Origin of the sequence: Avibacterium sp. 20-132 (assembly GCF_023611925.1) — a bacterium.
Classification (GTDB): Bacteria; Pseudomonadota; Gammaproteobacteria; order Enterobacterales; family Pasteurellaceae; genus Avibacterium.
This window is the reverse complement of sequence record NZ_CP091456.1, coordinates 547948-573914: the sequence shown is the minus strand read 5'-3', so window position 1 is coordinate 573914 and position 25967 is coordinate 547948. Positions and strand designations below refer to the sequence as shown.

22 protein-coding genes and 1 other RNA gene are annotated in these 25967 nt (G+C 40.8%); 14 read left to right on the top strand and 9 right to left on the bottom strand.

The window, feature by feature from the left end; all coding sequences use genetic code 11:
- Positions 1 to 36: 36 nt before the first annotated feature.
- Positions 37 to 1500: a catalase gene (locus tag L4F93_RS02625; RefSeq protein WP_250350994.1), complete on the top strand. Its 1464-nt coding sequence runs from the start codon at positions 37 to 39 to the stop codon at positions 1498 to 1500.
- A 335-nt stretch (positions 1501 to 1835) separates the two neighbouring features.
- Here the strand turns inward: L4F93_RS02625 and L4F93_RS02620 are convergent, their stop codons facing one another.
- Genes L4F93_RS02620 through L4F93_RS02605 form a run of 4 tightly spaced genes read right to left on the bottom strand, consistent with a single transcriptional unit; the run spans position 1836 to position 6102 of the window.
- Positions 1836 to 3005 (bottom strand): FAD-dependent monooxygenase, encoded by a 1170-nt coding sequence (locus L4F93_RS02620; protein ID WP_250350993.1) that lies wholly within the window; start codon positions 3003 to 3005, stop codon positions 1836 to 1838.
- Complete coding sequence (gene ubiH / locus L4F93_RS02615) at positions 3002 to 4213, bottom strand: 2-octaprenyl-6-methoxyphenyl hydroxylase (protein WP_250350992.1); 1212 nt, start codon at positions 4211 to 4213, stop codon at positions 3002 to 3004. Before ubiH ends, L4F93_RS02620 begins: the two co-directional genes overlap by 4 nt.
- A gap of 18 nt (positions 4214 to 4231) precedes the next feature.
- Complete coding sequence (gene pepP, locus L4F93_RS02610; RefSeq protein ID WP_250350991.1) at positions 4232 to 5545, bottom strand: Xaa-Pro aminopeptidase; 1314 nt, start codon at positions 5543 to 5545, stop codon at positions 4232 to 4234.
- A gap of 11 nt (positions 5546 to 5556) precedes the next feature.
- Positions 5557 to 6102, bottom strand: a complete 546-nt coding sequence (locus tag L4F93_RS02605) for a UPF0149 family protein (RefSeq protein WP_250351606.1) — start codon at positions 6100 to 6102, stop codon at positions 5557 to 5559.
- 144 nt (positions 6103 to 6246) lie between these two features.
- Here L4F93_RS02605 and L4F93_RS02600 point away from each other — a divergent pair, with 144 nt between their 5' ends.
- The 3 genes from L4F93_RS02600 to L4F93_RS02590 all read left to right on the top strand — a co-directional run bounded on the left by L4F93_RS02600 (position 6247) and on the right by L4F93_RS02590 (position 7417).
- Complete coding sequence (locus tag L4F93_RS02600) at positions 6247 to 6549, top strand: cell division protein ZapA (RefSeq protein WP_250350990.1); 303 nt, start codon at positions 6247 to 6249, stop codon at positions 6547 to 6549.
- Between the two features lie 85 nt (positions 6550 to 6634).
- Positions 6635 to 6831, top strand: a non-coding RNA gene (gene ssrS / locus L4F93_RS02595) — 6S RNA.
- A 10-nt stretch (positions 6832 to 6841) separates the two neighbouring features.
- Positions 6842 to 7417: a 5-formyltetrahydrofolate cyclo-ligase gene (locus tag L4F93_RS02590; RefSeq protein ID WP_250350989.1), complete on the top strand. Its 576-nt coding sequence runs from the start codon at positions 6842 to 6844 to the stop codon at positions 7415 to 7417.
- A gap of 37 nt (positions 7418 to 7454) precedes the next feature.
- On the opposite strand, the gene xerC is transcribed toward L4F93_RS02590, so the two are convergent.
- Complete coding sequence (gene xerC / locus L4F93_RS02585) at positions 7455 to 8345, bottom strand: tyrosine recombinase XerC (protein WP_250350988.1); 891 nt, start codon at positions 8343 to 8345, stop codon at positions 7455 to 7457.
- A 43-nt stretch (positions 8346 to 8388) separates the two neighbouring features.
- Positions 8389 to 9213, bottom strand: a complete 825-nt coding sequence (gene dapF, locus L4F93_RS02580) for a diaminopimelate epimerase (RefSeq protein WP_250350987.1) — start codon at positions 9211 to 9213, stop codon at positions 8389 to 8391.
- 283 nt (positions 9214 to 9496) lie between these two features.
- On the opposite strand from dapF, the gene clpB reads away from it, so the two are divergent.
- The 10 genes from clpB (at position 9497) to prmA (ending at position 20203) form a co-directional block, all read left to right on the top strand.
- Positions 9497 to 12070, top strand: coding sequence for an ATP-dependent chaperone ClpB (gene clpB / locus L4F93_RS02575; protein WP_250350986.1), 2574 nt, complete (start codon positions 9497 to 9499; stop codon positions 12068 to 12070).
- A gap of 139 nt (positions 12071 to 12209) precedes the next feature.
- The gene (gene menB / locus L4F93_RS02570; RefSeq protein ID WP_250350985.1) at positions 12210 to 13067 is read left to right on the top strand and encodes a 1,4-dihydroxy-2-naphthoyl-CoA synthase; all 858 of its coding nucleotides are present in this window, start codon (positions 12210 to 12212) and stop codon (positions 13065 to 13067) included.
- 64 nt (positions 13068 to 13131) lie between these two features.
- Positions 13132 to 13590, top strand: coding sequence for a hypothetical protein (locus L4F93_RS02565; protein WP_250350984.1), 459 nt, complete (start codon positions 13132 to 13134; stop codon positions 13588 to 13590).
- Positions 13591 to 13601: 11 nt separating this feature from the next.
- On the top strand, positions 13602 to 14594 hold the full coding sequence (gene menC / locus L4F93_RS02560) for an o-succinylbenzoate synthase (protein WP_250350983.1): 993 nt from the start codon (positions 13602 to 13604) through the stop codon (positions 14592 to 14594).
- Positions 14595 to 14682: 88 nt separating this feature from the next.
- The gene (gene aroQ, locus L4F93_RS02555) at positions 14683 to 15135 is read left to right on the top strand and encodes a type II 3-dehydroquinate dehydratase (RefSeq protein ID WP_250350982.1); all 453 of its coding nucleotides are present in this window, start codon (positions 14683 to 14685) and stop codon (positions 15133 to 15135) included.
- Between the two features lie 159 nt (positions 15136 to 15294).
- On the top strand, positions 15295 to 15756 hold the full coding sequence (accB, locus tag L4F93_RS02550; RefSeq protein WP_250350981.1) for an acetyl-CoA carboxylase biotin carboxyl carrier protein: 462 nt from the start codon (positions 15295 to 15297) through the stop codon (positions 15754 to 15756).
- A 57-nt stretch (positions 15757 to 15813) separates the two neighbouring features.
- On the top strand, positions 15814 to 17160 hold the full coding sequence (gene accC / locus L4F93_RS02545; RefSeq protein ID WP_250350980.1) for an acetyl-CoA carboxylase biotin carboxylase subunit: 1347 nt from the start codon (positions 15814 to 15816) through the stop codon (positions 17158 to 17160).
- Between the two features lie 332 nt (positions 17161 to 17492).
- Entirely contained in the window at positions 17493 to 17756 is a 264-nt protein-coding gene (locus L4F93_RS02540; RefSeq protein WP_250350979.1) for a YhdT family protein, read from the top strand.
- Positions 17756 to 19180, top strand: coding sequence for a sodium/pantothenate symporter (panF, locus tag L4F93_RS02535; protein WP_250350978.1), 1425 nt, complete (start codon positions 17756 to 17758; stop codon positions 19178 to 19180). Before L4F93_RS02540 ends, panF begins: the two co-directional genes overlap by 1 nt.
- Positions 19181 to 19318: 138 nt before the next feature.
- Entirely contained in the window at positions 19319 to 20203 is an 885-nt protein-coding gene (gene prmA / locus L4F93_RS02530; protein WP_250350977.1) for a 50S ribosomal protein L11 methyltransferase, read from the top strand.
- 37 nt (positions 20204 to 20240) lie between these two features.
- Here prmA and L4F93_RS02525 read toward each other — a convergent pair whose 3' ends face one another.
- The 3 genes from L4F93_RS02525 to L4F93_RS02515 form a co-directional block, all read right to left on the bottom strand.
- Entirely contained in the window at positions 20241 to 21698 is a 1458-nt protein-coding gene (locus L4F93_RS02525) for a surface lipoprotein assembly modifier (RefSeq protein WP_250350976.1), read from the bottom strand.
- A gap of 53 nt (positions 21699 to 21751) precedes the next feature.
- Complete coding sequence (locus tag L4F93_RS02520) at positions 21752 to 22546, bottom strand: Slam-dependent surface lipoprotein (RefSeq protein WP_250350975.1); 795 nt, start codon at positions 22544 to 22546, stop codon at positions 21752 to 21754.
- A gap of 130 nt (positions 22547 to 22676) precedes the next feature.
- A complete protein-coding gene (locus L4F93_RS02515; protein WP_250350974.1) occupies positions 22677 to 25733 on the bottom strand; it encodes a TonB-dependent receptor domain-containing protein in 3057 nt (1018 codons plus the stop codon).
- Positions 25734 to 25967 lie beyond the last annotated feature (234 nt).

Genomic DNA, 25967 nt, shown 5'->3' with positions numbered 1-25967 from the left:
AAATTAATCTCCTATATCACTCACTAAGGAAAAAAAATGACTGACAATTCAATCAAAAAATGCCCAGTTACCCATTTAACGACAGACTTTGGGGCGCCAGTGGTGGATAACCAAAATAGTTTAACGGCAGGACCACGTGGTCCACTTTTAGCTCAAGATATATGGTTACAAGAAAAATTAGCGAACTTCGTACGTGAAGTGATCCCAGAACGTCGTATGCACGCCAAAGGTTCTGGCGCATTCGGTACATTCACGGTCACCCACGATATTACTCAATATACCCGTGCAAAAATTTTTAGTGAAATTGGTAAGAAAACTGAAATGTTTGCACGCTTCACAACCGTAGCGGGTGAGCGTGGGGCGGCTGATGCAGAACGTGATATTCGTGGTTTTGCACTGAAATTTTATACCGAAGAAGGAAATTGGGATATGGTAGGCAACAATACGCCTGTCTTCTTCTTACGCGATCCGCGCAAATTCCCAGATCTGAATAAAGCAGTAAAACGCGATCCTCGTACTAATATGCGTTCAGCAACGTATAACTGGGATTTCTGGACATTGTTACCAGAAGCACTTCATCAAGTCACCATTGTTATGAGCGATCGAGGTATCCCTGCCAGCTATCGCCATATGCACGGTTATGGTTCACACACTTATAGCTTTATTAATGCTGAAAATGAGCGCTTTTGGGTGAAATTTCACTTCCGTACACAGCAGGGTATTAAAAATCTTACTGATGCCGAAGCGGAAGCTATTATCGGTAAAGATCGAGAAAGCCACCAACGTGATTTATATGAAGCGATTGAGCGTGGTGATTTTCCAAAATGGACAATGTTTGTACAAATTATGCCAGAACAAGATGCGGAAAAAGTGCCTTATCACCCTTTTGATCTTACCAAAGTATGGCCCAAAAAAGATTATCCATTAATTGAGGTGGGGGAATTTGAACTTAATCGTAATCCAGAAAACTTCTTTTTAGATGTAGAACAATCGGCGTTTGCACCAAGCAATTTAGTGCCGGGAATTAGTGTATCACCAGACCGTATGCTACAAGCGCGTTTATTCAACTATGCCGATGCACAACGTTATCGTTTAGGGGTAAACTATCAGCAAATCCCTGTTAATCGTGCGCGTTGTCCAGTACATAGCAACCATCGTGATGGGCAAGGACGTGTAGATGCAAACTATGGTAGTTTGCCACATTATGAACCAAATAGTTTCAGTCAATGGCAAGAGCAACCACAATACAAAGAACCGCCGTTGAAAATCACAGGGGATGCAGACTTTTGGAATTATCGTGAAGATGATGCAGATTACTTCAGCCAACCACGTGCATTGTTCCAATTAATGACTGCCGAACAAAAACAAGTGCTATTTGAAAACACTGCACGTGCCTTAGGTGATGCGCCAGATTTCATCAAACAGCGTCATATCGACAACTGCACCAAGTGTGATCCAGCCTATGGCGCAGGCATTAAGAAAGCATTAGGTTGGGCATAATCCCTCATCAATAAAAGTAGCCTTGCTCACTCTGCTCCTAGAAGTTGAAAAAATAATCAATGCTAGGAGCAGTGATCTGATCCCAAAAAGTTCCCATTCTTCTTGAAAGAATGGGATTTTCAGTTTAACTTTTAGACAGCAAAAGACCAACTTAAAACGTTGTGGAAATGGCGTAGGATTTAGGGCTTATCTGATATAGCCCCTAACGTTTTGTATGTTTGCTTATATTTTCTATAACGTTGGTACTTATTTCTTCCACTTATTAATCATCATTCTCTTAAAGGAAGAATCTAGTGGTCATATTGGAAAAGAAACAAGAATGAACATTTTTGAAATCAAATCCCTAATCCTTGACGAATAAGCTGTTCTTTTAACAATCCAAACTGATTTGTGGCGCGAAGTCCGATACCGCGGGCGAGTTTTTTTAGTGGATTGTTGCCGGCAAAGAGATCTTTTAAGCCTTGCATTGCGATGAGCATTTTTACTGCTTCTGTTTTACGCGTACGTTCGTAGTAACGCAGATTGCGATATTCGCCGATGTCTAAGCCTAATGCAACGTGTTTTTCAATTTCTTGGGCAAGCAGTAACGCATCTTGCAAGCCTAGGTTTACCCCTTGTCCTGCCAGTGGATGAATGGTGTGAGCCGCATCGCCAATTAAAGCGATACGCGGCTGCGCGAAGTTGCGTGCATAGCGCGCGGTGAGTGGAATCGCTTGACGTTCGCTTTGACATTCGCATAGCCCAAGCTGATTATCAAAAGCAATGCTTAGCTGTTTGTTGAATTGTGCAAGATTGCAATCACGAAGTTGTTTAGCCTGTTCTGGCGGAAGGGACCACACAATAGAACAGAGATTTTCTTGATGTAACGGTAAGAATGCCAAAATGCTGTCGGGGGCAAAAATTTGTCTTGCGCAATGTTGGTGTGGCTCTGCGGTTTTGACGTTGCAGACCAACGCATATTGCCCGTAATCACGGAAAATAAGCGGAATATTGGCTTTTTGCCGCAGCCAAGAATTTGCTCCATCTGCGCCCACAACTAATTTTCCCACTAATATTTGCCCATCAGTTAAGGTAAGAATCGCGCTGCTTTCGTTAATACCGATATTCTGAGCCGTCTCGGTGAAAATCTCGATATTCTCTTGTGCGTCCACTTGTTGCCAAAGGCTATGCTGAATGATCGGATTTTCCACAATATGCCCAAGGTGAGAAATACCTAACCCTTTGGTATCAAATTCAATTTTGGCAAAGCTATCTTTTTCCCACACAGACATTTTATCGTAAGCCGTTGCGCGCGTAGTTTGAATGGTTTGCCACGCATTGAGTTCTTGCAGAAAATGCTCACTGGCAAGGTTCAAGGCGCTCACACGATAAGCGATATGCGTGGAAGAAAAATGCGGCGGATGAGATTCGATTAGGGCGATGCGTATTGCGGTATGTTTTAATTTGGCGGCAAGTGCCAGCCCCACCATTCCACCACCGATAATAATGAGATCAAAATTTTTCATTGTGCTAACCACCCTAATGTCGGTTTGATAAAGTGTTGTTTGAGTAAATGAGATTGCGCCATTGCCATTAGCCCCAAATTTCGTCCAATTTGTAATGGCAATAATGTATTGGCAAAGAGCGAAACCAAGCCGTCCGTTAAGTTGATTAACTGCGTTTGATCCGCTTGGCGTGCTTTTTCATATTGCTTTAATAAGGCGTATGTGCCGAGATCTTGCCCTTGCATAAAGGCTTGGCTTAATAACTTGGCAAGGCAAATGACATCACGCATCCCCAGATTAAAGCCTTGTCCCGCAATGGGATGTAAGGTTTGTGCAGCGTTACCGACCAGCGCAGTGCGGTGATGAATATGCTGGCTGGCTTGATATAACGCCAAAGGATACGCAAAACGCTTGCCGCATTGCTGCAATTTGCCGAGCCGCCAGCCGAAGTGTTGTTGCAAACGAGCAAGAAAGGCGTCGTCTGTTAGCCCCATTAAATATTGAGGATCTTTCACGCACCAGACTAAGGACATCAAATGATCCGTCATCGGTAATAATGCGAGCGGACCTTCCGCAGTGAAACGTTCAAACGCACGCTGTTGATGAGGCTGTTGCACTTGAAGATTGGTGATAATCGCCGTTTGTTGATAATCACGCACCTTGTTGATGGCGATGTTGGCTGATTTTGCCACCAAAGATTGGGTGCCATCCGCGCCGATAATAAGCTGACAAGATAAAGTGCGGTGGTTTTTTAGCGAAATTTTCACCCGCTCTTTATCAAACTGAATTTGTGCAATGTTCATCGGGGAAAAATAATCAATGTTGTCATAGTGTTTGATTGCCGCAAGCAATATTTCGCCCATCGGCTGCAATGCAACCACTGCACCCAGTTGTTTTAACTGAAATTCATCGGCGTGAAATTCCACTAAGCCACTATGACCTTTATCAGACACGTGAATATGCTCAATAGGGCAGGCAAGGGGAGACATTTGTTGCCATAATGATTGCGTATTAGGTAAAGTGAGCCGAGCAAGTTGTTGGCAAGTTCCCGCCGAAAGGGCAATGCAACGCGCATCAAAACCGCTTTGCTGATGCTGTTGCGGCGCTTGTTTTTCTAGTAACGCAATGCGCATTGTGCCTTGTGTTTGCGCACTTAAGGCTAAAGCGAGGGTGCAACCTGCCATTGCGCCGCCTACGATAATCACATCATAATGCTCAATTTGTTCCATTTCTGCCCCATTTTAATTTTACGCGTTCTGTGCCATCACTTGTTCGATTTCATCAATTTCTTTTGGTACGGCACTGGTTAGCACTTTGTTGCCATATTCTGTGATCACAATATCATCTTCAATACGAACGCCAATGCCTTTATATTGCTCAGGCACATCCGCATTGGTTGGAATATACAAACCGGGTTCCACCGTTAGCACCATACCTACTTCTAATGGTCGATCGCGTAATTTGCTGTCTGTTTTAAGGCTATAACGCCCCACATCGTGGACATCAATGCCAAGCCAATGACCTAAACCGTGCATATAAAAGGCTTTGTAGGCTTCCTCTGCAATCAGTTGTTCCACCTCGCCTTGCAAAATACCCAAACGTACCAAGCCTTCCACTTTAATGCGGATAACGTCTTGATTCACTTGCTGAATATTATTGCCTGCCACCAAAGATTTTATGGCGTGTTTTTGTGCATTTAGCACGATTTCATAAATATCTCGCTGGGCTTGGCTGAATTTGCCATTAACGGGATAAGTACGCGTAATATCGCCAGCATAGTAGGCAAATTCACAGCCTGCATCGACTAGCACTAATTCGCCCTCTTTCAAAGGCTGATCATTTTCATTGTAATGCAGAATACAAGCGTTATCGCCTCCTGCAACAATACAGTTAAAAGAAGGGAAACGTGCGCCAAAACGGTTAAATTCGTGCAGCAATTCTCCTTCAATTTCAAATTCTAAGCGGTTTGGACGCGTTTGTTTCATTGCGTGTAAATGCCCAAGGGCGGTAATTTGCCCTGCTTGTTGTAATAAGGCAATTTCATTCGCTGATTTGATTAAACGCATTTCATCTACATAGTCTGCCCAATTAAAAACTTGCGAAAATTGCACCGCACTTTCTTTAAGCCGCTGATTACCCCAAGGCTGAGAGACGGGGTTATGGTAAAGTGCGGTGAAATTTTTGCTGATTTTTTGCCATTGTGGCACAAAATCTTCAATACAATAGGCTTCGTCTAGGTTTAATTTAGCCGCGGCACTTTCCACGCCCAAGCGACGTCCGTTCCACGTTTCCATTAGAGGATCAGAAGGACGTAAAAACAATAGGGTGCGAGCGTGTTGTGCCGTTTTGGCTAATACCAAAATCGCATCAGGTTCATTAAAGCCGGTGAAATACCAAAAATAGCTGTCTTGGCGGAAGGGATAATGGTTGTCGTTGTTACGCACCTGTTCTTGTGCCGAGAAAATAATGGCTAAGGAATTATCCGCCATTTGTGCCAGCAATTTTTCACGCCGTTGGACAAATTCGTCAGCAGGGATTTGGGCTAAATAAGCAAGATCCATCGTCTTTCTCCTTAGTGTAATACGGTTTTTTGTTGAGCCTGATAAGGGCGATAATGGGCATAAAGCACCGCCACCAAGGTGCGGACATATTCCACCACTTGTTCTAAGGATTCCGCCAGTTCTTCAGGATCGTCATCTTCTTCATAAGCTAATACCGCAATATGTTGCAGATCATCTAACGCTTCACCAATTTCACCCGTTTCTTTATCCATTTGAGCTTGCACTAGCCCTAAACCGAGCAAAAAGTGGCTTGTCCATTCTGAAAGGGCATCAATTTCGTTAAACACATCGCCGTTTTCTGGCAAGAAAAGTTGAAAATTGAAGCTATCAATATCTTCTAGGTGATGCTGAATATCGTGGTAAAGTGCCGATATGTCTTTTAATAAAGCGGTAGGGTAGGCCTCACCATTATTGGTAAATTCATTCATAAAAATGGGCCATTTTTGCTCACTTGCCGCGCCACAAATTAAGCCAGTAAGCAAGCCGTGTAATTCGGCAGCAGTAACAGGAATGGTGGCTTGACGGAGTTTTTGGGCTAATTCGTCATAAGAGAGAATATCAGACATAATTTTTTCCTTTTGCTAAAGATAGGCGTAGTTTAGCACTGTTAGATTAAGCTAACCACAATCAGGCGGATTTTTATGACGAAAAATATTTGCTATGGCATAATAGCAAAAAATTTATTTTCACTGAGGATAAGTATGTCATCGCAAAGCATTGAATTATCTGTATTAGGACAGGTGTTACGTTTAAATTGTCAAGAAGATCAACACGATGCCTTACGCCAAGCTGCTCGCGCATTAGATCAACGAGTATCTGAAATGAAGGAACGCACAGGGATATTGCAATTAGAGAAAGTGCTTTCTATCGTGGCATTAAACCTAAGTTATGAACTTATCCAACAGCAGCAAGTTACGCAGAAAATTGAACAAGTCGTTAGCACACAAATCAGACAACTGGATAATTCTTTAGAAGGCATTTTGGCACAAAAAACCAATACTTGATGAAATAATATGATCTTAACCAAGAATTGGAAAAATTAAGCTAGTCAATACGACTAAATTGCGTTAGTATTACCACAAATTTAAAGATTACCTGAGATGTTCGCCAGTGGGTTACGTCCCTGAGCCGATACTTAACATCTTATGAATTGGTTTCCTATTGTTGGTGTGCAAGCTTACCTTGGCGCAAGCCCTGATGTAAGAAGCCTAAAAACGATAATGACTGATTCCCTTGAACCGTAGGGTTCAAGGACCGACCATCCACAACGGCATCTCGGGTTCTTCTGTCAATGCAATGAACCTTACAACCTGCAATCAACAGCGTCAAATTATTCGCCAACACATTCGTCAATTAAGACAATCTCTTAGCCCTACTCAACAAAGCCTTGCTGAACAAAATATTACCCAACAAGCGCTTGATTTTATCACGCAAAAACAGGCTAAACATATTGGATTATACCTTTCTTTTGACGGAGAAATCTCAACCACACTGCTTATTCAGAAATTGTGGCAACAAAACCTCTCTGTTTATCTTCCCGTATTACATCCTTTTGCAGCGAATCATTTGTTATTTCTCCGCTATCAATCAGATAGTCCATTACAAAAAAACAAATTTGGTATTTTAGAACCTAAATTAGATGTACGAAATGTGCTTCCAACCAATGCACTTGATATTCTTTTCACCCCACTTGTTGCCTTTGATAAACAAGGCAACCGTCTTGGAATGGGCGGTGGCTTTTATGACAGAACATTACAAAACTGGCAACAAAAAAATTTCCTTCCTATCGGTTTAGCTCACCAATGCCAACAAGTGGACGCATTACCCATAGAAAGTTGGGATATCCCCTTGTTTGGGGTGTTTGTGGGGTGATAAGTGGATAGGGTTCCCCCTAAAAACGGTGCAATTTTTACGATTTTTTTCGTTTCGCTCTTGGGTGTGCGGAATCGTAAACCTGTGCTAAATGTTGGAAATCAAGGTGAGTATAGATTTGCGTGGTAGAGAGATTACTGTGTCCAAGCAATTCTTGTACCACGCGTAAATTGGAACTACTTTCAAGCATATGTGTGGCAAAAGAATGGCGCAATTTATGAGGGTTCAAATGGCTAGATAATCCTTGCTTAATTCCCCATACTTCCATTCGCTTTTGAATAGAACGATGACTCATTCGATTACCTAATTGACTCACAAATAAAGCATCATCTTTTGGATTAAATAACAACCGCACTTTTAACCATTGTTGTAAGGCGTGAGAGGCATAACGACCGAAAGGCAAAATACGTTCTTTATTCCCTTTCCCAATGACACGTACCTCCCGCGCACGCGTGTTAATGCTATTTAGATTCAATCCTTGCAATTCGGATAAACGTAACCCTGAGCTATACATTAATTCCAACATCGCTTTATCGCGTAAATCTATTGGCTCTTTACTGTCGTTAGCTAATAATTGCTGAACCTGTTCATTATCCAAATTTTTTGGTAAATGTTTTCCTTGTTTAGGCGCAGAAACGCCAACCGCAGGATTGACAGCAAGCACGCCTTGCTGAACTAAATAACTCAAAAACTGACGTAATGCAGATAATCGTAAAGCCAAACTTTTTTCGTGTAAGCCTGCCTTTTTACTCTGAGCCAAGACAAACCGCACTATACTTGGTGTAATATCTTGCCATTGTGTTATTCCATTTTCCTGCAACATCGCCACCACCGCCTCAAGCTGACGCTGGTAATTACTCAATGTATGTGGACTCACCTGCCGTTCAATACGCAGGTAGTTCCAGTAGGTGTTGAGGTGTTGTTGCATTAACTTTGTCCTATCATAAAGTGCGGTGTAAAATAACGAAAAATTACAACCTAATCACCCCATCATAAATATGCGTTGCATCGCCTGTCATATAAAGTGGGTGGCCTTCACCTTGCCATTCAATGGTGAGGCTACCTCCGGGCAGATCAACTTGTACTTTATTATCAAGTAAACCTTGCATTATGCCTACTGCTGCTGCTGCACAGGCACCGCTTCCACAGGCTTGTGTTTCTCCTGCGCCCCGTTCGTAAACACGTAATTTAATATGATTACGGTTGATGATTTGCATAAACCCTGCGTTTACTCGTTCAGGAAAGCGTTCGTGGCTTTCAAGTAAAGGGCCTAGTTGGGCAACATTGGCGCTGGCAATATCTTCCACTTGTACAACGCAATGAGGATTTCCCATTGACACTGCACCACATAATACCGTTTGAATTTCCGTACGTAGAATGTAATTTTTCTCAAATTTATTGGCGATAAATGGAATTTTGCTTGGTTCCCAAATCGGTTCACCCATATTCACACGGATCATTCCATCATCTTGTACGCTTAAGATCATTTTGCCTTTTGCCGTGCTGACCGCAATGTCTTTTTTATTGGTTAGCCCTTTCATTGTAACAAAACGGGCAAAACAACGTGCGCCATTGCCACATTGAGCCACTTCACTGCCATCTGCATTAAAGATACGATAGTGAAAATCTAGCTCGGGATCATAAGGCGGTTCAACGACAAGGAGTTGATCAAAGCCAATGCCAGTATGGCGATCGGCCAGTTTTTTTATCATTTCAGTGGGAAAATAAGCATTTTGCGTTACCGCATCAACCACAACAAAATCATTGCCTAATCCGTGCATTTTGGAAAATTGCATTTTTCCATCCTTATTGAAAATCATTAATTAAGCACAATTATAAAGGTGAAGAACAATTGAGTAAACTACTCATTTATGCAACCTATTGTTCTAACGGTATTAATAGATTTTGCTTAAATTTTTTTTATTTTATGCTTGAAATTTACAAATTAGTCCTTACTTACTTGAACAAGAGAAACTCGCCAAAATGCGAGATAGCATAATGATCATTGCTTGATTTTGAAATACGATGGCATTGCCTTGCTTTTCAAACTTAAGCAACAAAAGATAGGAAGAAGAGAGAATGAATATAGAAAAATTTACCACTAAATTTCAACAAGCCTTGGCTGAAGCCCAATCTTTAGCCTTAGGAAAAGATAACCAATTTATTGAACCCGTACATTTAATGACAGCCTTGTTAAACCAAGAAGGCGGATCGGTTGCCCCAATTTTAACCGCAAGTGGGGTGAATGTTGCAATGTTACGTAATGAATTAAATGCAGAACTTAATCGCTTACCACAGGTTTCAGGGAATGGCGGTGATGTGCAAATTTCACGTAACTTGGTTAATTTATTAAATCTATGCGATAAGCTCGCACAACAAAAACAAGATAAATATATTTCATCAGAACTTTTTCTGTTAGCCGCATTAGAAGAAAAAAGTAGCCTAAGTGAGTTATTACATAAGTGCGGTGCAAAAAAAGATCGTTTACAACAAGCAATAGAACAAATTAGAGGAGGTCAATCCGTGAATGACCAAAATGCAGAAGAAAGCCGTCAGGCCTTAGAAAAATATACGATTGATTTAACCGCACGTGCGGAAAGCGGTAAGTTAGATCCCGTCATTGGGCGAGATGAAGAAATTCGTCGCACAATCCAAGTGTTACAACGCCGAACTAAGAATAACCCTGTCCTGATTGGTGAACCGGGTGTGGGAAAAACCGCCATTGTGGAAGGATTGGCACAACGTATCGTTAATGGTGAAGTGCCAGAAGGATTAAAAAATAAACGTGTTCTTTCCCTTGATATGGGCGCATTAATTGCGGGCGCAAAATACCGTGGTGAATTTGAAGAACGCTTAAAAGCCGTACTGAATGAAATTGCAAAAGAAGAAGGCCGTGTGATTTTATTTATTGATGAAATTCACACTATGGTTGGTGCAGGTAAAACCGATGGGGCAATGGATGCAGGAAATTTATTAAAACCGTCTCTTGCTCGTGGTGAATTGCACTGTGTCGGCGCAACAACCTTAGATGAATATCGTCAATATATTGAAAAAGATGCCGCACTTGAGCGTCGTTTCCAAAAAGTTTTTGTCGATGAGCCAACGGTTGAAGATACCATTGCCATTTTACGTGGTTTGAAAGAGCGTTATGAAATTCATCATCACGTTCAAATTACAGACCCAGCGATTGTCGCGGCGGCAACACTTTCACATCGTTATATCTCCGATCGCCAATTACCTGATAAAGCGATCGATTTAATTGATGAAGCTGCCTCTAGTATTCGTATGGAAATTGATTCTAAACCGGAACAACTTGATCGCTTGGAACGCCGTATTATCCAGCTCAAGTTAGAACAACAGGCATTACAAAAAGAAGACGATAGCGCAAGCCGTAAACGTTTAGAAATGCTTGAAAAAGAACTGGCAGAAAAAGAACGTGAATATGCGGAATTAGAAGACGTTTGGAAAAGCGAAAAAGCAGCCCTATCTGGCGCGCAACATATTAAAGCCGAATTAGAAAATGCCCGTACGCAAATGGAACAAGCGCGCCGTGTCGGTGATTTGAGTAAAATGTCTGAATTACAATATGGACGTATCCCTGAATTAGAGCGCCAACTTGCCCAAGCTGAAAGTGCAGAGGGTAAAGAAATGCACTTATTACGCTATCGTGTAACTGATGAAGAAATTGCCGAAGTGCTTTCCCGTGCCACAGGTATCCCAGTATCCAAAATGATGGAAGGGGAAAAAGAAAAATTATTACGAATGGAAAATGTACTTCATAAACGCGTTGTTGGACAAAATGAAGCCGTTGTGGCAGTTGCCAATGCAATTCGCCGTAGCCGTGCCGGATTATCCGATCCAAATCGCCCGATTGGCTCATTCTTATTCTTAGGGCCAACAGGTGTGGGTAAAACGGAATTGTGCAAAACATTGGCGAGTTTCTTATTTGATGATGAAAATGCGATGGTTCGTATTGATATGTCAGAATTTATGGAAAAACACAGTGTCTCGCGTTTAGTCGGCGCCCCACCGGGATATGTGGGCTATGAAGAAGGGGGCTATTTAACCGAAGCGGTACGCCGTCGCCCTTATTCTGTGGTGTTATTAGATGAAGTAGAAAAAGCGCACCCTGATGTTTTCAATATCTTATTACAAGTGCTTGATGATGGACGCTTAACTGATGGACAAGGTCGCACGGTTGATTTCCGTAACACCGTTGTGATTATGACCTCAAACCTCGGTTCTGATCTGATTCAAGGTAACCAAGATCTTGATTATGCAGGTATGAAAGAGGTCGTGATGTCGGTGGTAAGCCAACACTTCCGTCCAGAATTTATCAATCGGATTGACGAAACGGTGGTCTTCCACCCATTGGATAAAGCCAATATTCGCACGATTGCGAAAATTCAATTACAACGTTTAGAAAAACGGATGGAATCACATGGTTATCATCTAAGTTTTACCGATGCGGCATTAGATTTCATTGGGGAAATTGGTTATGACCCAATTTATGGTGCAAGACCACTGAAACGTGCAATCCAGCAAGAAGTGGAAAATCCGCTTGCCCAACAAATTCTTTCTGGTGAGCTTTTACCGGGAAAAACCGTTACGATTGATTATGTCGATGGTAACGTGATTGCAACCCAATCCTAATTGTTGATAAAAAAAACACCGCACTTTTGCGGTAAACCAAGCCTCGCAAATGCGGGGCTTTTTTGATCATTCGCTGGCTTTTCGTCATTTCTAGATTAAGCTATAATGCTCACCGATTTATTTAGCAAAGGAATTAATTATGCAAAATCCAAAAGATGATGTACTTTACGCCCCCGTAGAATGGGCAGACCACAGCGAAGGGTATAGTGATATTTTGTATCATAAATCCACTGACGGGATCGCCAAAATTACAATTAATCGCCCCGAAGTTCGCAATGCCTTTCGTCCTCAAACGGTAAAAGAAATGATCCACGCTTTTTCTGATGCACGCTTTGATGAAAATGTTGGGGTAATCGTGCTAACAGGACAAGGAGAAAAAGCCTTTTGCTCTGGCGGAGATCAAAAAGTCCGTGGTGATTACGGTGGTTATAAAGACGACGCAGGCGTGCATCATCTTAATGTTCTGGATTTTCAACGTGATATTCGCAGCTGTCCGAAACCCGTTGTAGCAATGGTGGCAGGCTATGCGATTGGTGGTGGACACGTGTTACATATGCTTTGCGATCTTACCATCGCTGCCGAAAACGCAATTTTTGGTCAAACAGGCCCGAAAGTCGGATCCTTTGATGGTGGCTGGGGTGCAAGTTATATGGCACGAATTGTCGGACAGAAAAAAGCCCGTGAAATTTGGTTCTTATGCCGTCAATACAATGCGCAAGAAGCCTTAGAAATGGGCTTGGTCAATACCGTTGTGCCATACGCTGATTTAGAAAAAGAAACCGTGCGCTGGTGTCGCGAAATGCTTCGCAATAGCCCAATTGCATTACGTTGTCTAAAAGCCGCATTAAACGCAGATTGTGATGGTCAAGCGGGTTTACAAGAATTGGCGGGGAACGCAACGATGTTATTTTATATGACTGAAGAAGGGCAAGAAGGGCGTAACGCATTCAATGAGAAACGCGCGCCTGATTTCAGCAAATTTAAGCGTAACCCATAATTGCCTAGTGCGGTAAAAATTTTCATTATTTTTTACCGCACTTTTATTTTATCCCGAATACAGAATGATGACCTCAATCTCACTTAAAAAACTGCTTTTCTTTTGGACTGCCGTTGTGTTATTTAACACCGCTGTGTGTTTTTTCTTTGGCTTGCTGATCTCTTCCCACCCGATGTCTATACTAGGAATGTGTATCGGTGTTCTCTGCTTTATTGCTTTTTATACCTTTGTCGATTACCACTTACTGATTAAGCAAAAATTACGTTGGCATAAAGCATTACGAAGAAGTGCTTTGATCAGGGGGGGCTTGCAAATTGCCGTTTTATTACACGTTTCCATTGAGTTTTGGTGTGGCTTTCTCGCATTAGCGTTATTGGAAGTGTTATTTGGCCGTTCCTTACCATTATTTTTACATAGTTTCCTTGCCACCTTACTCACAGGGTTATTTCTGTCCATCATTCTTGCTATCCTCTGCGTCATTTGCTTTTTTCTGGCTAAGCCAACAAAACAGATCAATCAATAAAAGGAGAAAATATGCGTTCCTATCAACTCTATCGTTATCAAATCCCGATGGATTCCCAAGTGGTATTACGCAACCGTTTTTTAAAATTACGCGAAGGGTTGCTTGTAAAAATTCGCTGCGGTGAACACGAAGGGTGGGGAGAAATCGCACCTTTACCCGAATTTAGCCAAGAAACCTTAGCACAGGCGGAAGCGCAAGCGATTCAATGGTTGAAAGACTGGGATAAGGCACGGAGTCAAAATCAGAAATTGTCCTTAGAAGGATTATTTCCTTCCGTGGCATTTGGGCTAAGTTGTGCCTTAGCCGAAATGAAAGGGGAATTACCGACAGAGGGGAATTATCGCACTGCCCCGCTTTGTTATGGTGATCCCGATGAACTTTATGCTGAATTAATGCAACTTGAAGGGGAAAAAGTCGCAAAAATCAAAGTGGGCTTATATGAAGCGAATCGTGATGGATTAATTGCCGATATGTTTTTAGAAGCCATTCCTGAATTGCAATTACGTTTAGATGCAAACCGCGCTTGGACACCTGCTAAAGCACAACTTTTCGCAAAATATATTAAGCCAGCACACCGCTCTCGTATTCAATTTTTAGAAGAACCTTGTCGCTCTCGTGAAGAAAGCCGTCAATTTGCCCAACAAACAGGCATTGCGATTGCGTGGGATGAAAGTGTACGAGAAGCCAATTTTGTGGTAGAAAAAGAACCGCACTTAGCTGCCATTATTATCAAACCAACCCTTGTTGGCAGTTTAGAGCGCTGTATTAGGTTAATTCAACAAGCCCATCAACAAGGCATTATGGCGGTAATCAGTTCCGCATTAGAAAGTAGTTTTGGTTTAACCCAATTAGCCCGTATCGCACAGCGTTATACGCCCAATACAACACCGGGCTTAGATACATTAGATCTAATGCAATACCAATTAATTCGCCAATGGCAAGGTTCAACCTTACCGGTCTTAGATCTCAATAGTGAACATATCACACCAATAACGATACAATAAGCCCTTATTGGTTAGACCACCGAGAAGGCTACTGCGATTTTTATAAAAATCATTATAATGCAACAAGTTAAGGGAAAAAGGATTAATTATGTCAACATCTGCACGAATTTTGTTACTTAATGGCCCAAATCTAAATATGTTAGGCAAGCGAGAACCTAAACATTATGGCACGCTTTCTTTATCTGCCATTGAGCAACAAATGCAACAGCTTGCACAACAGCACGGCTTAACATTAACCTGCTTTCAAGCAAATAGTGAAGAAAAACTGATAGATAAAATTCATCAAAGTTTTCAACAAATTGATTTTATTATTATTAATCCTGCTGCTTATACCCACACCAGTGTCGCACTACGCGATGCCTTATTAGCCGTCGCCATTCCGTTTGTTGAAGTCCATTTATCGAATATTCATAAACGCGAACCATTCCGCCATCATTCTTATTTTAGTGATGTGGCTGAAGGGGTGATTTGTGGTTTAGGGGCAAAAGGCTATGAATTTGCCTTCCATTATGCGTTGCAATATTTGCAAAATAAAGCATAAATTACGGAAATTTTAACGAAATTAACAGAATTTTATCGCCAAAAAGATTATTTTAAGGTAATCTTTGTGGCGGCAATTTAAGTTAAAAAAACACCGCACTTTGTTTTTCATAACGTCATTAAAGTGCGGTGAAAAATATTAACATTTTAGGAAAAAATTATGGATATTCGTAAAATTAAAAAACTTATCGAATTAGTTGAAGAATCAGGCATTATGGAGCTTGAGATTTCAGAAGGTGAAGAGTCTGTTCGTATTAATCGTGGCTCTCCTTCCTCAACAGCAGTGCAATATACGCTTCCTGCTACAGCGCCTCAAGTTGCACCAGCGCCTGCGCCTGTCGCAGCGCCAACAGCTACCGTTGAGCCTCAGGCAAGCACCGAGGTTTCAGGTCATCAAGTTCGTTCACCAATGGTTGGAACCTTTTACCGTAGCCCAAGCCCTGATGCGAAACCGTTTGTAGAAGTGGGACAAAGCGTGAAAGTCGGTGATGCATTGTGTATTGTTGAAGCTATGAAAATGATGAACCGTATTGAAGCAGATAAAGCCGGTGTGGTAAAAGCGATCCTGATTAATGACGGTGAACCGGTTGAATTTGATGAACCATTAATTGTTATCGAATAAATCATTTCTATTTAGGCGGAACAAGGTTCTGCCTAACAATTCTAAGAGATCATTCTTATGTTAGAAAAAGTTGTAATAGCCAACCGTGGAGAAATTGCCCTACGCATTTTACGTGCTTGTAAAGAGCTAGGTATCCGCACCGTTGCGGTTCACTCCACCGCAGATCGTGAATTAAAACACGTCTTATTAGCAGATGAAACCGTCTGCATCGGGCCTGCGCCTTCAACCAAAAGTTATTTAAATATCCCAGCGCTGATTGCGGCTGCAGAAGTTACGGGCGCAGATGCTATTCACCCGGGATATGGTTTTTTATCTGAAAATGCCGATTTTGCTGAACAAGTAGAACGTTCGGGGTTCACCTTTATTGGCCCAACTGCCGATGTCATTCGTCTAATGGGGGATAAAGTTTCTGCCATTAACGCAATGAAAAAAGCTGGCGTGCCTTGCGTACCGGGTTCTGATGGACCTGTTGGCAGTGATATGAAGAAAAACAAAGAAATTGCCAAACGCATTGGTTATCCTGTGATTATTAAAGCCTCTGGTGGCGGTGGTGGTCGTGGTATGCGTGTGGTGCGTGATGAACATTCTTTGGAAGAATCTATTGCAATGACTAAAGCCGAAGCAAAAGCCGCGTTCAACAACGATATGGTATATATGGAGAAATATTTAGAAAATCCACGCCATATTGAAATTCAAGTGCTGGCAGATACGCACGGCAATGCGGTTTATTTAGCAGAACGTGATTGCTCAATGCAACGTCGCCACCAAAAAGTGGTGGAAGAAGCGCCAGCGCCAGGGATTACTGAAGAAATGCGCCGTGATATTGGTTCACGTTGTGCAAAAGCCTGTGTAGAAATTGGCTACCGTGGTGCGGGGACGTTTGAATTCTTATATGAAAATGGCGAATTCTATTTCATCGAAATGAACACTCGTATTCAAGTTGAACACCCCGTTACAGAAATGATTACGGGCGTGGATTTGGTCAAAGAGCAATTATTAATTGCCTCAGGCTTACCACTTTCTATCAAACAAGAAGAGATTAAAGTACGTGGCCACGCCATTGAATGCCGTATCAATGCCGAAGATCCAAAAAGCTTCTTACCTTCTCCGGGGAAAATTAGCCATTTACACGCTCCCGGTGGTTTAGGGGTACGTTGGGATTCGCATATTTATACGGGCTATACCGTTCCGCCACATTATGATTCAATGATCGCAAAATTGATCACTTATGGCGATAACCGAGAAGTGGCCATCCGTCGTATGCAAAATGCCTTAGGTGAAACAATCATTAATGGCATTAAAACCAATATTCCACTCCACGATCTGATTTTATCGGATGAAAACTTCCAAAAAGGTGGTACAAATATCCACTATCTAGAGAAGAAATTAGGAATGCACGATTAATTCCATCATTCAATCCACAAGGCGTTTTAAATAACGCCTTTTTTATTACAGAATTTTGGGGGAGTAATCCCTTTCTTTATGATTACGCGTAAAAAAAGTGCGGAGCAAAATTTACAAAATTTTGTTGTTTAATTTGAAATAACACAACATTGCCTTGCCTGATTTCAATCATTGAATCGACAATTTTCACGCTATTTAACGTGATTTTTGTCAATATATTTTGCTAAGATTAGGCACTGAGCAAATAACTCAATTCGTCTGAAATTTTGCTCGTGTGTTGCCGTATGAAAATTTAGCGATGAATATAACAAATTAGGAGAACAACAAAAGCGATGAAACAACATTCTCGTTATCAGCAAGCCACAAAAGAAGCGCGTTGGGCGTTTGGGCTGACCTTGCTTTATGTCGTGGGTTGGTGTTTATGTGCTTATTTACCCAAAGATTCTCAAGGACCACTCGGTTTTCCACTCTGGTTTGAATTGGCTTGTATTTATTTGCCGGTGCTATTTATCGTGGTGGCTTATTGGGTGATAAAAATTGTGTATCAAGAGATTGATTTAGAAAATATTAAACTCGAAAACAAGGATGTTGAATAATGAATCTCGGTATTATTTTCCCTTTAGGTATTTACCTTGCTTTTGTGTTTGGTGCAGCAATTTATGCTTATACGAAACGTTCTAAAGGCGATTTCTTAACTGAATATTATGTCGGCAACCGCTCTATGACAGGCTTTGTACTTGCGATGACCACCGCATCCACCTATGCCAGTGCGAGTTCTTTTGTCGGAGGGCCGGGCGCGGCGTATAAATTTGGTCTAGGTTGGGTATTACTGGCAATGATTCAAGTACCCGCAGTATGGCTGGCGCTTGGTGCGTTGGGGAAAAAGTTCGCCTTACTTTCTCGTGAAAGTAAAGCCTTAACAATCAATGACTTATTACTTTATCGTTATAAAAATAAATATTTAGTCTGGATTTCTTGTATTGCATTATTAATTGCTTTCTTTGCCGCAATGACCGTGCAATTTATTGGCGGTGCGCGATTGCTGGAAACCACTATTGGCATTAGTTATACCAATGCGTTACTGATTTTTGCCGTTACAGTGGGGCTTTATACCTTTATTGGTGGATTTCGTGCGGTGGTACTGACGGATACCATTCAAGGAACGGTAATGATTCTCGGCACGATTATTTTACTTGGGGCAACGACCTATGCCGCTGGGGGAATTGAAAGTGCGGTGCAAAAACTCAATGAAATTGACCCGCACTTAACCAGTCCTTATGGGCCAAATGAGATGTTAGGCTTTCAATTTATGGCCTCTTTCTGGGTTTTGGTATGTTTTGGCGTAGTCGGCTTGCCTCATACGGCGGTGCGTTGTATGGCGTTTAAAGACAGTAAAGCTTTGCACAATGGAATGTTAATTGGCACGATTGTTTTAGCGTTAGTGATGTTGGGTATGCACCTTTCTGGCGCCTTAGGGCGCGCAATTTTACCCGCGTTAGACGTGCCAGATCAGGTGATCCCAACGTTAATGTTACAAGTGCTTCCGCCAATTGTCGCGGGTATTTTCCTTGCTGCACCAATGTCTGCCATTATGTCCACGATTGATGCGCAGCTCATTCAATCCTCATCTATTTTTGTTAAGGATTTATATCTCAGCACTAAGCCTGAAATGGCACAAAATCAAAAAAAGATTAGCTGGTTTTCTTCAATTATTACGTTAATTTTAACCGCACTTTTGATCTTGGCGGCGTTAAATCCGCCAAAAATGATTATTTGGTTAAACCTTTTCGCCTTTGGTGGTTTGGAAGCCGCTTTTTTATGGGTGATCGTGTTGGGATTATATTGGCAGAAAGCCAATGCCGTTGGTGCAATTTGCTCAATGGTAGTGGGCTTAACCAGTTATGTAGGCTTAACCGCCGCAAGTATTAAACTATTTGATTTTCACGCCATTGTGCCGTCTTTATTATTTGGCTTAATCGCTTTTCTGGTCGGTAACAAGTTGGGTGAAAAATCTCAATAATATCGTCGTTTGAGTTGGCAATAATACCGCATAGGCTCGCCGCATACGCACTGAATAGTACGCCGCGAGCTATCTTATTTTATTTCCAATTTAAACGGCTCTTATTTATTAACCTTTTTATTTTAGTAAGGAAAAATTATGGCTTGGGTTCAAATCCGCATTAATAGTACCAATCAACAAGCGGAAACAATTAGTGATTATTTAGAAGAAATTGGCTCAGTTTCAGTAACCTTTATGGATAGCCAAGATACCCCGATTTTTGAACCACTTCCTGGTGAAACGCGTCTGTGGGGTAACACCGATGTGATCGCCTTATTTGATGCCGAAACCGATATGCAACAGATTGTTGCTTTACTCAAAAGTGCGGGGCATTTAAGTAAAGAAACTGCCTATAAAATCGAACAAATTGAAGATAAAGATTGGGAACGTGAATGGATGGACAATTTCCACCCAATGCAGTTTGGTAAACGTTTATGGATTTGCCCAAGCTGGCGAGACGTTCCCGATCAAAATGCGGTAAATGTTATGCTTGATCCGGGATTAGCCTTTGGAACAGGCACGCACCCAACGACGGCGCTTTGCTTAGAATGGCTAGATAGCTTAGATTTAAGCAATAAAACGGTCATTGATTTTGGCTGCGGTTCCGGGATTTTAGCCATTGCCGCCTTAAAATTAGGGGCGAAAAATGCGATTGGTATTGATATTGACCCACAAGCGATTTTAGCCAGTCGTAATAATGCAGAACAAAATGGCGTGAGCGACCGCCTACAACTCTTTTTGGCTAAAGATGCGCCAGCGGATTTGCAAGCTGATGTTGTTGTCGCTAACATTTTGGCGGGTCCATTAAAAGAACTTGCGCCGACTATCACTCAATTAGTCAAACCACAAGGTTTACTTGGTTTATCGGGCATTTTAGAAACGCAAGCCCAATCAGTTTGCCAAGCTTACGAAAATCAATTTATCCTAGAGCCAGTGGCAATCCGTGAAGAATGGTGCAGAATTACGGGGAAGGCTGGTAAGTAAGATGTAAGTGCTGAAATTTATTTTCAGCACTATAAATTTAAAAAATGAAATGCAAATTAAATTGTAATTCAGTTTGTTTATAAGAATAAAGCCAATCTACATTACTACGATTAATTGTTCTTTTTATGATTAAATTTGGTGTGAGTTTTTCATAAAAGATGTTAGGGAACGCTAAGATAGCTTGATAAATTAATTCGTTATCTTTTCTTTTGGTTTCTAAAATGGCATTGTATCGTAAATAATTAGTTCGCTTTATTGAAGCCAGTAATGTCAGGTTTAGTTTTTCATTAAATTGGTGATAAAGACCAAATCTTGTGCCAAGCATTTTATAGGCATTTGTTTTGTCTGTAACATTGCGGTATTTCCCATCACCTCCTATAAAGAGCGTGGTATTATAATGAGGCGTGTAATACCAAGTGGTATATAAAGATGAAATACCTGCATTTTCTACCGCACTATAATTTGAATTATAAGATAAATGTTTGTACTCAAGTTGTACATTGAGAAAATGTTTTTTTAAAAGAGATTGCATCCATTCTAAATGTCCTCCAAAAGCGTGGTAATAACGCTTATTAGCAAACAATTCATATTCAAAAAGAGGGGAAATAATAAGCTCTCTTTTCGCATCTTGAAAAGTATATCCAATATGTGTTTTAAATGTGGTATCATTATATTCTTGAGCCATTGGATAATATTGTCCTTCGCTATTGAAATAAATATTTATTCCGTGATTCCCTATTAAATTAAAATGTCTATTTAGGTTAAGCTCATATCCCCAACCTTTTGCGTTAATTGCTTTAGGGGTGGCTCGTTGAACGATGCAAGTGGAGCCAGAAAATAATAGACAGCGATAATGTTCTGGGGATTGATTGATATTTTTTTGATAGCGATAACCAACACGTAATTCACCGTGCCATTGCTCCCGTTCTTTTAAAACTTGTAAATATTCCTTTAATAATGCGTTTACTTCATTAGGTAAGGGCATTTGAACGAGCTGAGAAAACAGCTTACTGGCTTCTTTATTCTTTTTATTTTCAAATAGAATGCGTGCTAAATCTAATTGCCCCCGTAAAAAAGTAGGTTCAGATTCTAATAATTTTTGATATTCTGCTTCCGCTTTAATTAATTCACCCCGCTGGCGGGCGAGCGCCCCTTGGGCGAACCATACCAGTTCTTTTCTATGCTGGGGAAATTGGCGATATTGCTGTAAAAATTTTTCTGCATAATGCCAAAGTTGTTGATTTACCGCAATATAAAGAGCTTGCCCTACATCGGCTTCAGTATTCGCTACAGAAAAAGATTGTCCATCTAAGGTGATTTCATTTTCTTTCTGGTTATTTGGAACTGTGAATAACGCTGCTTCTTTTTGTTGTTGATTGATTTTTTGTTGCAAGTCCTGCCATAGTTGCAGACCTTGTTCTGTATTTTCATTTGCATAGCTTGGCAAAGCCCTGAGCAAGGCAACGCCCAACAAAATTAAAAAATAGTTTTTCATAGGCTTTAACATCTAATAAAAATAGGAAAAGGGGGAAGGCTCCCCCTATGAATTTATTTATTTTTGCTACCACCAAAGGCAGTGTCATATTGGTTATCGGCAAATTTAGCGTACCCCGCTAATGCAGCGGCGTCTTTACCAAAGAATTGTCCGCTGGTCGTACCATCGACTACACCATTTGCAAAGGCATCTCCCTTGAAACTTGCATTTTGCTTATTAATTTTTGCATCAATTTCAATTTCAAGATCTCTTCTTGCCATAGTTCCTTCTAGCGTACCTTTCTCAAAGTCAGCATTAAATTGCCCTTTCAATACCCCTTTATTAAGATCATTGTTGTTATTGATACCTGTTACAGTATAAGTGGCTTTACCGCCTTTTGGTAAGGCGACGGTTTTCTCATTTCCTGCATAATACACCACGCGCTCTTTTGTCGAATCGGCATCACGCGCTATCCATTCGCCATAATACAGCTCTTGCGCCCCCACTTTTTTGAACGCAAAGTTGCCGAGTTTATTATGGAATCCAGGTACCCAGCTTGGCATATTGTTCATTTTAAGTACGACCACATTATCATTATCGACACCACCAAAAACACGCATCCATTGAGTGTTTTTGGTAATTTTCGTTAAGGATTTAAAGCTCGTCACTTTAGAGGTGACGCCTTTAACTTTTACACCGGGTAAACCACCTTCATCAGAATGAAACCAACCATTATGTGCTACGGATGGATTTGCTACAGATAAATTAGCACTGCCGTTAGAAATACCTGAAGTAACAGCCCCTTGAGCGGAGAGGCAAGCAAATAGGGTTACACTAAGTGCGGTCATTTTTAAAGAAATATTTTTCATACTCTTTTCCTTTTTGAGAATGGGGATGTTCCCCGTTTTATTGGCATCATTCCGATGCGTTTTGGTCATTTCCCTGTTGTGTGAGAGCGAAGGGAAATGACCGCTTTTTTAACCCCAGCCAAAGCTGAAATTAAAATTTCGCAGTTAATCCCAATTTAAATGTTCTCCCTGGTGCGGGGATCATTGAACGTGTCATTGGATCAAGATAATAGCGATCAGTTAAATTAGTACCGGTGAACTCAACGGTTAGATTTGGTGAAAATTGATATTTAATATAAGCATCGACCACTAACACAGGTTGCCAATACATTGGTCTATTCCAACCTAAGTCAATTTTTTCATTTGTAGAGAGGTTTTCATTGAGTTCAAATAATCTTGCTTCTTCTTTATTGACAGCTTTGCTGTGATAAAGCCAGCGGCTACCAATTTCTAATTTACGATCAAAGAAACGTCCACCTAGATTCGCCGTAATGGAATATTTTGGTTGTAATTGGGTGCGTAAATACCCCCAAGGGAAGCCGCCCGTCATACAATGTGGTACGCGCATTGCAACGGGATCCATTTCCACTGCCATATCCGCATCACAAACTTTATTTTTAAGGTTATAAGACACGCCAAAATCAGCAAAATAGTCGCCGTTATCATAGCGGGCTTGAAGTTCTATGCCATCAACAACCCGTTTATCTAATTGAACAAAACGGAAATCTGTATTACGGTCGATGACATTTTTAGTGACATTGTGGTAATAGCTGAATTTTACATCTGCTTTGGTAGGTGTGCTAAATAAGGAACTAAAATCATAGGCATAGCCTACCTCAATATTTTTAGCACGTTCAGGCTTTAAGCGGGCATCTTTGAAACGCGCATTAGTATCTGCACTGGCGGAAAAGCCAACGGTATCTTCAAAAATACTTGGCATACGGGCATATTGTGTATAACGAAGATATACCCTGGAATTATCCGTTAAAAATGCCGTTGCCGAAAATGCAGGTGCAAAAGCGTGAGCACGATGTTTTTCCACTTTTTTTAATTTATCGCTTTCTTTTAAAGGTTGATAATGCTCTCCTAAAGAGCTGTTAACATATTTGTCAGTTACTTTTCCTGTGACTGGATTAATCACTGTTTCATTTTTTAGTGTGCCATTATAAAAAGGATTATCTTCTTTATGTAAACGACCATCACTATGGAAATCTATATCTACAGAATGTTTTCTAATAATGCCATCCTCTTTTAAAGTGGTCCAATCTCCGCCTTCCCCTAAAAGTGCATCAAGTTTATCAACGATTTCTCTATCTTTCTTTCTGTACTCTGGATCTCTACGATATCTGTTACCTAATCTGTTTTTATACTCATCTCTTAAGTTATCTTTTTCTGTCATTAATTGTTGGTATTGATTCCAAATATCTTGTGAAACAATTTCATCAAAAGATAGTGTTTTACCAATAGAAATTTGTCTAGGGCGAGTTGGATTATCTTCATAAGGTTTATAAAGTACCCCTGATTTAACCAATCTATCTAAATAATCATCATAAGACCAATATTCATTATAACGAGCCCCAGCAGTCAGCATTAACCAATTAGTTGGGCGATAGTTAAAATTAAAAGCAATATCCCACTCTTGGCGACGTCCCATTCTTGCAGGGCTTTCATAGGTGCTATTTGGGTTCGGTTGTGATTTTAGGTGATCACTGGTTAGACGCTCTTTTTGAAATGAGCCAGAAAGGGTTAAATCCAATTTATCTGTCAAATGCATTTGATTGCTGAGGTGAAATCCTTTTCGGGTGTTATAAGCATTAGATTGTGCAGCATTAACAAAATTATATTTGCCATTGGTATTCGGGTGCGTTTTGCTCCATTCTGCATGTTCTGCTTTCATACAATTTAAATCAAATTGATTCATAAACTCATCTGGCGTGGAGTTAGCAAGATCCTCCTCATTCATTGGTCTATAGCATTTTTGCATTGCAATCCCCATAAATTCATTATCTAGCTCATTTGGCTCTCGAGGATTACCGCCAGAGGTATTGGTATCGCTAATAGTGCGTGTGTACCATATCCCCGCTTTTAAATTAATCAATGGGTTATCGGGGTTATAATGATAATCAGCGTTAAAAGCGTGCTGAGTTACCGTGGCTAAAGGCCATTGAGGCACGCGATCATAAAATTTTGAAAAATCTAGACGAGAAGGCATAATTTCGCCATAAGTCATTTTAGTATGACGATACCCAAGTTTGAGTTCTTGTTTATCAGTGAATCGCCAAGTATTCTTTAATAAATAGGACTCCATTGTACTCGAGGTATTCGGGATTTCGGTATGGGGGCGATAAATCGAGGCAGCAAAAGGTAAATTCGGCTCCATTTGTTTTAACTCACGTCCCGATTTTTCATCAAGGCTCCCTTCGTAACGATGAGAACTACCTTGCCCGGATAGATAATTGCCCTTACTGCGATAACTATAAGCGGCTAGCAGATCAAATTTTTCTTCACGCAATCCAACGGCTAAACGCATTGCATTATCTTTGCCCCATTCTCCTTTAGTTTTAGGCTTAACCAAGGTAGTAGGAAGGAAATCACCTGGGAAAGGATCATACATACGAGAATCTTCACCTAAGTGCAGGTTATTAGGATGTTCTTTGACTGAGTTATTGCTGGTTTCAAGTTTTAATTCAACACCGATTTTTTGATTGGGAGCCACAATATCATCAACATCAATGGTACGCATTTTAACTGTCCCACCAATGCCACTTGCCGTTCCTGCCGCTAACGCTGGCCCTTTTTCAATGGTAATGCCACCAATTAAATTCGGATCAAGATAATTTCGATTATTTGCCCCGTTGTAACCGCGCCAAGTTGTAATTGCCTGCTCTGTACCATCAATTGTTACAGGAATACGCCCCTGTCCTTGCACGCTACGAATATTTGGATCTACGGCACCACTATTGCGCGCATCACCACTGTACACTCCATTAAAGGCTTGAAACAGATCCGCAGGGGCTGCCCCTTTATAGCGTTCCACGGTTTCTTTATCAGAATACATATTGGTGATATTACGTAAATAGATTTCGTCTTTTTTCTGCTCTGTTTGAGTTTCCGCTTTACTTTTGATTATAATCGTTTCTAATTCCTCTGCATTTACTATAGTATTTAAACAAAATATGAATGATAAATAACACTTTTTAAATTTCATTACTAATCCCCTTTTATTAAAATGATAATCATTATCAATTTAATGATAAAAAATAATTCTCGAAAATACAACTGAATACTTATAAATGAGTATAACTCTGCTAGTTATGATTAATGGTTATTACCGGAGGGGATGTTTTTTCATTTTTCTGAGCAATTAATAGACCTAAATCAAATCAATTGAAAAAAATGAATTTTGTATAAAAATTATGCTTTGCAAATGGGGCAAAAGTGC